8 protein-coding genes are annotated in these 12,657 nt (G+C 61.1%); 4 read left to right on the plus strand and 4 right to left on the minus strand.

Going from position 1 to position 12,657, the window contains the following annotated elements:
- The 4 genes from ACYZT7_RS28745 to ACYZT7_RS28760 are packed head-to-tail and all read right to left on the minus strand — an operon-like array spanning window position 1 to window position 7,754.
- On the minus strand, window positions 1-4,566 hold the full coding sequence (locus tag ACYZT7_RS28745; RefSeq protein WP_462041877.1) for an alpha-2-macroglobulin family protein: 4,566 nt from the start codon (window positions 4,564-4,566) through the stop codon (window positions 1-3).
- The gene (locus tag ACYZT7_RS28750; protein WP_462039138.1) at window positions 4,563-5,228 is read right to left on the minus strand and encodes a DUF1175 domain-containing protein; all 666 of its coding nucleotides are present in this window, start codon (window positions 5,226-5,228) and stop codon (window positions 4,563-4,565) included. The genes ACYZT7_RS28745 and ACYZT7_RS28750 overlap by 4 nt, the downstream gene beginning before the upstream one ends.
- On the minus strand, window positions 5,213-6,925 hold the full coding sequence (locus ACYZT7_RS28755) for a DUF2138 domain-containing protein (protein WP_462039139.1): 1,713 nt from the start codon (window positions 6,923-6,925) through the stop codon (window positions 5,213-5,215). Before ACYZT7_RS28755 ends, ACYZT7_RS28750 begins: the two co-directional genes overlap by 16 nt.
- A gap of 37 nt (window positions 6,926-6,962) precedes the next feature.
- Complete coding sequence (locus tag ACYZT7_RS28760; protein WP_462039140.1) at window positions 6,963-7,754, minus strand: YfaP family protein; 792 nt, start codon at window positions 7,752-7,754, stop codon at window positions 6,963-6,965.
- A 277-nt stretch (window positions 7,755-8,031) separates the two neighbouring features.
- On the opposite strand from ACYZT7_RS28760, the gene ACYZT7_RS28765 reads away from it, so the two are divergent.
- The 4 genes from ACYZT7_RS28765 to dxs all read left to right on the plus strand — a co-directional run bounded on the left by ACYZT7_RS28765 (window position 8,032) and on the right by dxs (window position 12,558).
- A complete protein-coding gene (locus ACYZT7_RS28765) occupies window positions 8,032-9,177 on the plus strand; it encodes a Fic family protein (RefSeq protein WP_462039141.1) in 1,146 nt (381 codons plus the stop codon).
- A gap of 263 nt (window positions 9,178-9,440) precedes the next feature.
- Window positions 9,441-9,683 (plus strand): exodeoxyribonuclease VII small subunit, encoded by a 243-nt coding sequence (locus ACYZT7_RS28770; RefSeq protein WP_056743654.1) that lies wholly within the window; start codon window positions 9,441-9,443, stop codon window positions 9,681-9,683.
- Window positions 9,680-10,567 carry a (2E,6E)-farnesyl diphosphate synthase gene (ispA, locus tag ACYZT7_RS28775; RefSeq protein ID WP_129440828.1) on the plus strand — a complete coding sequence of 296 codons (888 nt, stop codon included), beginning with the start codon at window positions 9,680-9,682 and terminating at the stop codon, window positions 10,565-10,567. Before ACYZT7_RS28770 ends, ispA begins: the two co-directional genes overlap by 4 nt.
- A gap of 92 nt (window positions 10,568-10,659) precedes the next feature.
- A complete protein-coding gene (gene dxs / locus ACYZT7_RS28780; protein ID WP_462039142.1) occupies window positions 10,660-12,558 on the plus strand; it encodes a 1-deoxy-D-xylulose-5-phosphate synthase in 1,899 nt (632 codons plus the stop codon).
- Window positions 12,559-12,657 lie beyond the last annotated feature (99 nt).

Raw genomic sequence — 12,657 nt, forward strand, 5'->3', positions numbered from 1 at the left:
TCAGTTGACCGTGACTTGGCTGAGGGCCGGTTTTTGTTCCTGAGCCTGATGCTGTGGCGCGTAGACCTGAGTGAAGCGCACCGGTGGCAGGTTGAACTGGCCCTTCTGCGAGAAGCGCACCAGATGACGCAGACGCAATTCGCCGCTCAAGGCATCCACCGGAATCGCGTAAGCCATTTGCCCCGGTTCGAAACGGGCCTTCTCCAGCGCTGCCGGCTCGGTGCCGGCCTTGCCCATCAGCTTGATGCCCCACGTGGTGCGCTCGACATCGGCGCCCGGTGGCAGCGGCACTTCGAGCATGCCGTAGCGCAGCGGTTTGGCGGCTTTGCTGGTGATGATCACTTCATCCAGATACAGGCTGTCGCTGGACAACGGCTTGTTGCCGACCGCTTCCAGTTTGAAGTTGAAGGCTTCGTCTCCTGGCACCAGACGCGACAGGCGACGGGTGATGGCCACGGCCATCGGATCTACCGGTGGTTGCCGGGTCTGGAAGCTCAATGCCGCTCGCAACGGACGCTCTTGCGCGCCGATCAGTGATAACACCGCCGGCACTGGCGAAGAACCCTGCCACGTCCAATAAACCTCACCGGTCGCTCCCTGCTCCTGCTTCCAGCCTTCACCCGGCGTCAGCGCGACGGCGGGCGAAGCCTGCTCGATACTGCGTTGCAGCCAGGTCAGCGCCAACGCGCGTTCCAGTGTCGATTGTTGGGGTAGCAGACGTTGCAGCAACGCTGCCGCGTGAGCCTGATCGAAGGCTTGCAGCGACAGGTTCAACGCTTCGGCAAACGGTTGAGAACTGACCGCCAAACGCTGCTGAGCGTCCGCCAACTGACGATGGAAAGACTCCGGCAAATTGACCTTCGACTGCTTAGCCAAAGAGGCGGTCAACGCACGAGCCGCCGCCAAACCAAGCGCCGAATCCGGATCGCTCATGACCATGCTGTCCTCACCATCCTCCATTAGGTTCGCCGCATTACCCTCACCCGCTTTCGACAGGTCATCCATCAAACCGCTGAGCAAAGTGTTCACCGGCAATTGCATCTGTTTGGCGAACGATAGAATCAGCGCTCTCTGCAACAGCGGCGTGTTATTGGCCTGTTTCGAATAAACCTCCAGCACCCGCTGCCAATGCCCCGGCGGCAGGCTCAACTCCAACGCTTTGCTGGCGTGCCAGTCGGCGTAGTAAGCGTAAGCAGTGAGGAATGCATCCGGCTCACCGTCCATGCCCCACCAGGTGAAACTCGCCGAAGGCCCGGCCATTTGCACCAGACGCAGGCGGCTGTTCTGCATGATCAGGCGCAAGCGGTCGCGAATCTGCGGATTCGACGCCAAGGTCGGATAAGCGATGCTTAACGGCAGCAAGCGGCTAGCGGTTTGTTCAACACCGCCGTACGGATAACTCAGCAAATCATCGAGGGCGGAACGGAACAGCGCTTGCGGACTGTCATCCAGACGCAGGCGAACATCCGTCGCGTCCGCTGGCAAGGTCAGCGGCGTATCACCGCTGGCCACGTCCAGGCTTTGGCTTTGCGTGACCTGCCAGCCTTCACCGGTGGCGGTCAGGCGCACGGCCAGCGCATCGGCGGTTTGGCCGTCTTGCACCAGCTCAGCCGTCCACTCGCCACTGGCCAACGCGAACGCCGGCAGCGCGATGTAGTTGATGCCGTTGTTCAGGGTCACCGGCACGCGCTGTTCGGTGCCAGCGTAATGAATCACCAGCTCAGCCTTGACCGGTTGTTCGGCCTGACTGAAAGCGAACACGCCGAGATCGGGTTTGTCGCCGTTGCGGAATTTGGTTGGCCCGCTCCACTTCAGGTACAGCGGTTTTTCCGAGCGTACGAATTGCTTCTTCTGCCCGACCTGACCGTCATCAGCAATGGCCCGCGCAGTGATGCGCCAGCGGGTCAGCGAGTCCGGCATCTTGAAGGTGAAACGGGTTTTGCCGTTGGCGTCGGTCACCAGTTCCGGCTGCCACGCTGCGGTATCAACGTCTTCACGACGCGGCCGCTCCAGCACTTTCACGCCCCGCTCACTGCGGTTGGCTTTGCCCGGCGCACCCGGGCTGCCCGGCAATGCCACGTCGTAACTAATGAACGACAGACTGGCGCTGGTGCGCACATTGTTGCGGCGCGGGTGGTAGAAAAACTGGTCGATGGTCGGCGCGACTTCCGGTTGCAGGGCGTAGACCATTTCGTCGACCACGCTGACCGTCAGGTGCGCCGGGATCGGCTTGCCAGCGAACTCGGTGGTCAAGTCAACCGACACGGTATCGCCCGGCTGATACGACTCTTTATCGGTGGCGATGGCCACGTCGATCTGCGGCGCGATCACCTTGATGCCGGCGTTCTGGAAGCTGTACTGACCACCCTTGGTGTAGAGCACCGAGAAGGTCAGGTTCGGCGCGAAATTATCCTTCACCGCAATCCGCGCGCGGTACTGGGTCTCGCTGAGTTTTTCCATCTTCAGCCAGTCGCCGCCCTTGGACAGCAGCGCTGTGGCCTCGACCTTGTCGCGCTCGAGCGACAGCAATGCATCGCTGATCGGCTCAGGGAAGGTGATCAATGCGAGGGCTTCGTCACCGGCCTTGTACTCGGGTTTGTCGAGGACGATTTCCACGGTGCCCGGCACGGCTTTGACGCCGTCGCCAGTGACCGAATGACCGGTGGCGCCCACCACGCGGCCATGGTCATCCTTCAACGTCAGGTTGTAGGTGCCCGGACGGTCGAAGGCCACGGTGAAGCCTTTATCGCTCGCGGCGAGTTTGCCTTCGCCAGCGGACTGATCTTCCAGTCTTACCCAGCCGTAGCTGCTCGGAGTGACCGCTTTGCTTTGCTCGCTGCCGCCTTCATTCAAATAACTGAACGCAACCTTATCGCCCACCGCGCTAAAACGCTGCGGCGCGCGCAGGCTGAAACTCGCGGCGCCACGGTCGATGAGGATTTCCTTGGTGGTCTTGACCCGATACGCCGCGCCGTCGCTGGCGAACACAGTGAGCATGTAGCGACTCGGTTTCTCGGCAGCCGGCAGATCGAGCGTCGCGTTGCCCTTGGAATCGGTGGTCAGTTCGGTGCTGGTCAACTCAACCGGGAATTGCCCGAGGTATTGCAGTTCGTTGTCGACCATCGACAGTTGTTGGGCGCGCAGACTCAGGCTCAACTTGGCGTTGGCCACCGGTTTTCCGTCCGGGTACAGCAGCACCAGGTTGCCTTTCACGGGCTCGCCGGTGCGGTAATCCTGCTTGGCCAGGTTCAGGGAAATCTCGAAGTGCGGCTTGATGTATTCCGCAACGCGGAAGGCGCTGCTGTAGGCCTGATCCTTGTAGCTGAAACGCAGCTCATAACCACCCGCCACCGCGTTGTCCGGCAACTGGAAACGGCCTTGAGTGCCAGCCTTGGAATCAAGTTTCAGCGCCAGCGATTGCAGCGCAGTGCCGGTGGCATCGAGCACGGTCACGTTGACGTCAGCTGCCGTCGGCAGCACCGAGTCGCGGGCATTCTTGAACTCGCGACCGACGATTTTCAGCGACACCCAATCCCCCGGCCGATACAGCGGCCGGTCAGTGAAGGCATAGAGTTTGGTGTCGTAGATTTCGCTGTCGTAATAGAAGTTTTCGGAGACAAACACCCCGCCCTCTTCGTCCTCGCCAATCACGAACGAACGCTCCGGGCTGACATGTTTCAGGCGCAGCAAACCATCGGCATCGGTAGCGCCGCTGCTCATCACGCCCAACCCATCGGTCCATAGAACATTGACCTTCGGCACCGAACTGCCTTCGTGTTTGCGCGCGGCCCACACCAGCAATTCATCACCGGCAATCTTGCTCACGGCCACGGTGTTGGAAACGAAGACCATGGTGGTCGCACGGTATTTACCAATCAGCGCTTCCACCAGGTACAGACCCGGCTTCAGATTGCCCAACGGGATATACACGTTGCCCGGTGCAACGCTGACGAACTCGCTGGAAGAACCGGCCAGGTTCACGCCCTCAGGCGGCTGGATCGGTTTGGCTTGCCACAGCGGATAACGGAATTGACTGACTACCGGCAAGCCTGGAATCAACGCGAATTGCGGCTGGGCGTCGTAGGGCGTTGGCGCGGCGATGGCGGTGCCCATCTTCAGTTCCGGCACTTCCTCGGTGACTTGTTTACGCGATTCGTAGGAGAACGCGCGCTGCATTACCCGACGGGATTTGCGGTACCAGTTGTCCCACAGGTATGCGAGCGTATTCGACAGGCCTTCGCCCTTGAACTGGCCGTCACTGACCACCCTGTGCAGGTTCTTCTGGCGCTTGAGGAAATCCAGCGGCTTGTCGATGCGGTACACGCGAATGTCGGCGCCGCCGTAAGGCTCCATGCGGAACCGCCGGTAGTCGCGACCCGGTGCTTCGAGGCGAACCATCGCCTGTTCGTCGGCGGCAAAACTGCTGTCGGCCAGCAGGAAAAAGCTTTCACCGGCAACCGGTGTGTAACCGCTCGGCTCGACAGTGTCTTCGGCGTTGACCGCCGAAAAAGGCAACACTAAGACCAACAGCAGAGGCAGAAAACGCAGCATGCGGGCACCGATCATTGGGAGAGAAAGTTCAGTCGATAGACGCCGATGAAGTTGGGGTTGGCTGCGTCGGGTATCCATCGGGTGTCCTTCCATGTCATGAGTTGCTGCAGGCTTGCGGAGCGCATGCCGTTGTCAGTCGGGGGGGATGGGGGGGGCGTTGTCGAGCCGGTGTGATAGACGATGTAGCGGCCCATCCAGATCATCAGGTGCTGGTCGTCGCCCTGATCGAAAAACATCAGGTCGCCGGGCCGGGCTTGCGCTAAATCGCGGCCGACCAAATGGCTGTTGAACTGAATCAGTTTGATTGCGTTGACGTACGGCCCGACCTTGCCGCCGCCCTGCTGCCATTGCTGGGCGAGGCCGCGTTGGGACTCGCTCAATTGCAGCTCCGGCGGCAAGTAGCGGTTGGACAGGCCATTGCTGCGCAGCCATTTATCGTTATGGACTTTCAGCGCTTCGTTGGCAGCAAAACGGACCAGGCCGGCGCAGTCCTGCTGATACCAGCGCGGGCTCGGACCTTGGGTCAGTTGTTCCTGAGCGATGCGCACGAACCAGGCACGGAACACCTGGGATTGCTGCACGTCCAGTGGCGGCGCCTCAGCGGCAAATGCCCGGATACCCAGCAGCAACGCCAGCAGGCCGAGGCCTCGGATGAGTGCTGTCACAGGGCTTTCCATTCCAGCGGCAGCCACTGCCAGTGGCCGTCGGGCTCGCTGCCTTCTGGAAGCGTCAGTGCGTACTTGCCGTAACCGCCGAGCTTGCGCAGTTTGGGGATCAGGTAGGTTTGCGCCGCGTTGTAAAACACCGGCTCCATGTCCTGCGGCAGGCTGTCGAGGGTTTCCTGTTGCATCAGTTGCGCCATGGAATCCGGGCCGAAGTAGACCGGCATCAGCAGGTCTTTTGGCAGCACATCAGCCATCGGCGGGAAGCGTTTGTCGAGGGTCCCGAGGGCTTTGTCCACCAGCTTGTCGTCGAGGGAGAACAGCAGCGTCGAGCCGTGGCGCGCCAGGCTCACGCGCATAAAGGCTTTGCCGGTGATCGCGTCCGGTTGCTCGGCGTCTTTGGCCTTGTAAGGGCCGAAGTTGGAGCTGACCTGACGCTGCCATTGGTGGGTTGAGCCTTCCTGTTTCTCGATGACCGGGAACGCGTGCTCTTCGACGTTGCCTTCGTAGGCGCCGACCATCGAGCCGAACAAATTGCCCAGATCACCGTCGAGTTTTGCGCTGTCATCATCGTTCAGGCTGGCCACCAGCAACGGCGTGTACAACCGCGAATCGGCGTACCAGCACAGGCCGGCGGCACCGGCCATGTGTTCGGTCAGGGCCTGGGCCACCGACTCTTCGGCACCGAGTTTCACCAGCAGCGGTTTCTGTTGTTCTGCGGCGAGCGGCAAGGCTACGCAGGCGCTGGCGCCCATCGGCATGGCTTGCCAGATCGGCTTGAAATCGAAGTCCGGCTGGTTGTCCAGTTCGTCCATGGCGAGGAAGCTGTGCCAACCCTTGTCGTCCATGTCGAAGCGCAGGCCGGCGAAGTTCGGGATGAAACGCTGGTACCCCATGGCCAGGACGCTGGCATTCACCGAGAGGCGTTGTTTCACCTCGGGCGCGCGGGGTGGCAGGCCGAAGGCTTCGGGGAAGAGTTTGTCGCCGTTGAGCAACGCGGCGATGGCCAGAGTCGAAACGCTACCCGGCTCCTCGGTCGGACCGCTGCCCGGATCGTAGAGCTTGGACGGATTGGACAGCACCACCAGTTTGTCGCCATGGGAGGCGAACACCAGCGCTTTGCTGGCGTTGTAGTTGAGTTGATAAAGCGCCACATCGTCGGCACCGACTTTCACGTCGCCGAGCTTGGTCAGCTGTGAATCATCCAGCGCCACTTTGGCCAGCGGCTCCAGCACCTTGGCCAGCCCACCGCGATCCATCACCAACAAAAAGTCTTTCAGGCGACCATCCGCCCCACGCCACAGCGCCACGTCCGCCGGTTGATCGAAGAGCTGCTCGATCAGGCTGTCCTGCAGCTTCAAATCGTGTTCGTAAATAATCCGCCGCAGACTGCCGATCAAACCGAGACGATCCGCATGCGTTTCGTAATAGAAGACGAAATCTTCAGTCAGGGTTTCCTTGAGGAACGGCACCGCCAGCAAGTCCTTGGGCAACTGGCTCAAGGAGTGGGTTTCGAGCAGACTGTCCGGCCGGCTCATGCCCAGTTTGTCGCTGGCCAACTCCGCCGGCGGTGCCTTGGGTTTGTGCATGAACCAGCCCAACCCGGCCGCAACGCCGACCACCAGGCACAGCCCGATCAGAACGGCTGGCCAGCGCCGGGAAGGTTTGGCAGCCGGTGCGTCAGCGGCCGGAGAAACAGTGTTATCGCTCATGTTCACAAAACCCGATGTCATCCGTGGAGCGGGATGCTTAATAGTTGAAAGTCTTGACCAGCAGCAGGTCACCGATGGCCCGCAGGGGCACGATGAAGGTCTCGCGTTTTTCGTCGACGGTGTTTTCGTTGAGCACCAGGTTGATCTGCGAGGTGATCACCTCGTTCTGGTTGCTGGTCTCATCGAAGTTATAGCCGCCACTGCCGAAGTTGCCCCAATAGTTCACATAAACCAGATACGTGCCATGCAACGGCGCGGTCATGGTGAACATTTCCGGGCCGGGGCCATCGACGCCATCCGGGTCCAGACCGCCGCCATTGGTCAGCGCCGAGTGAGCCCAGAACGCATGCTGGCCGTCGGGGGTAACGATGTGCAGATCGAGTTCGGCTTTCGGGTCATCCCAGCCCAACACCACGCGAATCTGCGCCGGGGTGCGCAGGTTGTTGGCTTCATAGAATTGAACGCGCTTGAGCGATTTGCCTTCAGAGCTGCGCACTTCGACGCTGTTGGAGCCGGCGCCGAACGCATACGGCCGGGCGAAACGCCCCTGGTCGTCGGTGTACAGATTCAGAGGATTGCCGTTGACGGCCAGGGTGTGCGGCCCTCGCTGAGTGCCGATGGCCTTGAGTTGGCCCTGGATCATGGTGCGATTGCGCTGCACACCGCGATCGATCGGTGGCGTGGGATAGGCGACTTGAGGGTTTTCACTGCGGTCCAGCAGGCCGGAATAACGCCAGCCACCCACCGGTTCCGACACCTCGGCTGAAGGCTCGGCCCAGGCAGAGGTCGCGCAGATGAGTTCCATCAGCAATAGAAGAAATGAACGCATGTGACGCCTCCTGCCATGCATAACGAAACCTTGCGCCCGATCCTCGGCGCGTTACAGATCCAAAACTGCGTTTCGTCAGAAAGACCCATGACTATCGGGTCGTAGAAGGCGCGAAGATTAGCCATTCGGCGGTTTTTTAACAATCGGATACATCTATATTTGCGGTGGGATTCACGTTGGCAGGTGGACGGTGAGCCGAATAGGCGTCATATTCGGCTCACTATATGAGCCGAATAACGTTTCTATTCGGCTCACCCACTCCAAGAGCACCGAGTACATGGCACCTCACTGGATCTGGCAGCAGCCCGATTGGCCCAACTTCAACTGGCAAGCAGAGCGGCTGGGGCCGTTGTTGCGCGAGTGTGTTCAAGCACAAGGGCGATTGATGGGCATGGCAAGCTCAGTGGGCAGTTCGCTGAGCGCTCAGAGCGAACTGGATGCGCTGTTGCAGAACATCGTGACCTCATCCGCCATTGAGGGTGAGCAGCTGAATGTCGGCTCGGTTCGCTCCTCTTTGGCGCGACGGCTGGGCCTGGATCTGGTCGATGGCAATAATGTCAGCCAGCGCAGCGAGGGGCTGGCGCAATTGATGCTCGATGCCACTCAGCATTTCGCTGAACCGCTGACGCTGGAGCGATTACTCGATTGGCACGAATGGCTGTTTCCCGAGCAAGAGACCGATCTCGCTGCCCGGCCGATCCGTGTCGGCGCATTACGTGGTGATGATCCGATGCAAGTGGTGTCCGGCCGCCTCGACAGGCCAACCGTTCACTTCGAAGCCCCGCCTCGCCAGGGCCTTGAGCGACAGCTCGACACCTTCCTCACCTGGTTTACCGCCAGCCGAAATCAGGCGGGACTTGATCCATTGCTGCGGGCCGGCATCGCGCACTTCTGGTTTGTCACTCTGCACCCTTTCGACGATGGCAACGGTCGCCTGACGCGAACGATCACCGATCTGGCATTGGCTCAGGGCGAAGACCAAGCCATCCGTTTCTATGCCATGTCGGCGAGCATTCTCGAAGATCGGTCCGGATATTATCGAGTGCTCGAAACCTGCCAGAAAGCCACGCTGGATATCACCGAGTGGCTGGAATGGTTTCTGCAAACCCTGCTGCGCAGCTTGCAACAAGCCATGGGCCGGATCGAGAGCGTGCTGGGCAAGGCGCGTTTCTGGCAGGCGCACCGGGAGTCCGGATTGTCGGCTGAACAGATGAAGGTTCTCAACCGCTTGCTTGATGGCGGGGAGCGAGGTTTCGATGCGGGCATCAGCGCGGCCCAATACCAGGCAGTCGCCAAGGTTTCGAAAGCCACCGCGACCCGTCACCTGGCCGAACTGCTGGAGAAGGGCTGCCTGGAACGCCTGCCCGGCGGAGGGCGTAGTACCCGGTACCGGATCAGTTATCCCGATGACTCAACACAGTAACCTGCTGCGACACACAACTGTGGCGAGGGGATTTAGCGACACGTCGCACCGCCCCGTTCGGCTGCGAAGCAGTCGTCAATCCGGACAACTCGGTCTGTTTGGCCGGACGCTGGGGGCCGCTTCGCGACCCAACGGGGATAAATCCCCTCGCCACAGGGTTGGATTACTGGGGAAATACAGCGGATGAATCCCCCGCTCATTTGCCCATAACCCCCATGTCTGCTAGTGTCGCGCCGGTTTAACGTCAACCGGAAATAGCCGCCATGGCCCGCAAAAAAGCTGCACTGGATTTCGAACAATCTCTCGCTGACCTGCAAACGCTGGTGGAGCGTCTGGAGAACGGCGAATTGTCGCTAGAAGATTCGCTGACGGCTTTCGAGCAGGGCATCGGTCTGACCCGCGATTGCCAGGCGGCGCTGGCCCAGGCCGAGCAAAAGGTTCAGGTGCTGCTCGAGCGTGATGGCGAGCTGGCCGAGGAACCCTTCGAAGCGGATCAGCCAGAATGATTGCAGCGTATTCGGCGACCAGCCAGGCCCGCGTCAATGCTGCACTGGAAACCTTGTTCAACGCGCCGAGCCCTGAGCTCGCGCGTCTGTACGAGGCCATGCGCTACAGCGTGATGAATGGCGGCAAACGGGTCCGCCCGCTGCTGGCCTACGCCGCGTGCGAAGCGCTGGGCGGCAAGGCTGAGCAAGCCAACGGCGCAGCTTGCGCGGTGGAGCTGATTCACGCTTATTCCCTGGTGCATGACGATTTGCCGGCCATGGACGACGACGATCTGCGTCGCGGCCAGCCGACGACTCACAAGAAATTCGATGAAGCCTGCGCGATCCTCGCCGGTGACGGCTTGCAGAGCCTGGCCTTCAGCGCCCTGCTCGACCCGCGCCTGAGTACGTCGGACGCTGAGATCCGTCTGCAAATGGTCAGTGCCTTGGCATTGGCGGCAGGACCGGCGGGCATGGTCGGCGGTCAGGCCATCGACCTCGGTTCGGTCGGTCTGAAACTCGATCAAAAAGCCCTCGAATACATGCACCGGCACAAGACCGGCGCGTTGATCGAGGTCAGCGTCAAACTCGGCGCCCTGGCCAGTGGCCGGGCCGAGAAAGACGAACTGAAGTCCTTGCAGACTTATGCACAGGCCATCGGTCTGGCGTTCCAGGTCCAGGACGACATTCTCGACGTCGAAAGCGATACCGAAACCCTCGGTAAACGCCAGGGCGCGGACATCGCTCGCGACAAACCGACCTACCCGGCCCTGCTCGGTCTCGACGCGGCCAAGGCCTACGCGCTGGAACTGCGCGATCAAGCCCTGCACGCGCTGCGACCGTTTGACGCGGCGGCCGAACCGTTGCGCGATCTGGCCCGTTATATCGTCGACCGGCGCAGCTGACGGCGTATCCGCCAAGTTAAAACCAACGCGTGGGCAGGGGGCGATGCATCAGGTAAACTGCCGCATCTTTTATACCTATAACGATTCGCCTGATGCCCACGACGTTTCATGAGATTCCCCGCAAGCGCCCGACCACGCCCCTGCTCGACCGTGCCAACACGCCGGACGGCCTGCGCCGGTTAGGCGAAGCCGAGCTGGAAACCCTGGCTGATGAGTTGCGCCTGGAATTGCTCTACACGGTCGGTCAGACCGGCGGGCATTTCGGTGCCGGCCTGGGCGTCATCGAGCTGACCATCGCGCTGCATTACGTGTTCGACACCCCGGACGACCGGCTGGTGTGGGACGTGGGTCATCAGGCCTATCCGCACAAAATCCTCACCGGCCGTCGCGAGCGCATGGGCACCCTGCGCCAGAAGGACGGCGTCGCCGCCTTCCCGCGTCGCTCCGAGAGCGAGTACGACACCTTTGGCGTCGGCCACTCCAGCACCTCGATCAGCGCAGCGCTGGGCATGGCGATTGCCGCCCGCCTGCAGAACAGTGATCGCAAGGCCATCGCCGTCATCGGTGACGGCGCACTGACCGCCGGCATGGCGTTCGAGGCGCTGAACCACGCGCCGGAAGTGAACGCCAACATGCTGGTGATCCTCAACGACAACGACATGTCGATCTCGCGCAACGTTGGCGGGCTGTCGAATTACCTGGCGAAAATCCTTTCCAGCCGCACTTACGCAAGCATGCGTGAAGGCAGCAAAAAGGTCCTGTCGCGCCTGCCCGGCGCCTGGGAAATCGCCCGGCGCACCGAAGAATACGCAAAAGGCATGCTGGTGCCCGGCACGCTGTTCGAAGAGCTGGGCTGGAACTACATTGGCCCGATCGATGGCCACGACCTGCCGACCCTGATCGCCACTCTGCGCAACATGCGCGATCTCAAAGGTCCGCAGTTCCTGCACGTCGTCACCAAGAAAGGCAAAGGCTTCGCCCCGGCAGAAGTCGACCCGATCGGTTACCACGCGATCACCAAACTCGAACCGCTGGACGCGCCGGCCGCTGCGCCGAAAAAGGCCGGCGGGCCGAAGTATTCCGGCGTGTTCGGCGAATGGCTGTGTGACATGGCCGCGTCCGATCCGCGTCTTGTCGGGATCACTCCAGCGATGAAAGAAGGCTCCGATCTGGTGGCTTTCAGCGAGCGCTTCCCGCTGCGCTACTTCGACGTGGCGATTGCCGAGCAACACGCCGTGACCTTCGCCGCCGGCATGGCGTGCGAAGGCGCGAAACCGGTGGTGGCGATCTACTCGACGTTCCTGCAACGCGGTTACGATCAACTGATTCATGACGTCGCGGTGCAAAACCTCGACGTGCTGTTCGCCATCGACCGCGCAGGTTTAGTGGGCGAAGACGGCCCGACGCACGCGGGCAGCTTCGACCTGTCGTTCCTGCGCTGCATCCCCGGCATCCTGGTGATGACCCCGAGCGACGAAAACGAACTGCGCAAAATGCTCACCACCGGTCACCTGTTCAACGGCCCGGCGGCCGTGCGTTATCCGCGCGGCAATGGTCCGAATGCGACCATCGAAAAAAACCTCGAACCGATCGAAATCGGCAAAGGTGTGGTTCGTCGTCAGGGCAGCAAAGTCGCCCTGCTGGTGTTCGGCGTACAACTGGCCGAGGCGCTGAAAGTCGCAGAGACGCTGGATGCAACCGTGGTCGACATGCGCTTCGTCAAACCGCTCGATGAAGCACTGGTTCGCGAAATCTCCGGTAGCCATGAGCTGCTGGTGACGATCGAAGAGAACGCGATCATGGGCGGTGCCGGTGGCGCCGTCAGCGAGTTTCTCGCCCGCGAAAACATCCTCAAGTCGATGCTGCACCTGGGCTTGCCGGACAGTTACGTCGAGCACGCCAAGCCTGCGCAAATGCTGGCCGAGTGCGGGCTGGATGAGGCCGGGATCGAGGCGTCGATTCGTGAGCGTCTGCAACTGCTGAACATCTAAAGACACCTACAAAACCCTGTGGGAGCGAGCTTGCTCGCGATAGCGGACCATCAGTTGACTTAAATGTTGGCTGAAACACCGCCATCGCGAGCAAGCTCG

The sequence above is a fragment of the Pseudomonas sp. RT4P38 genome, from assembly GCF_054897765.1.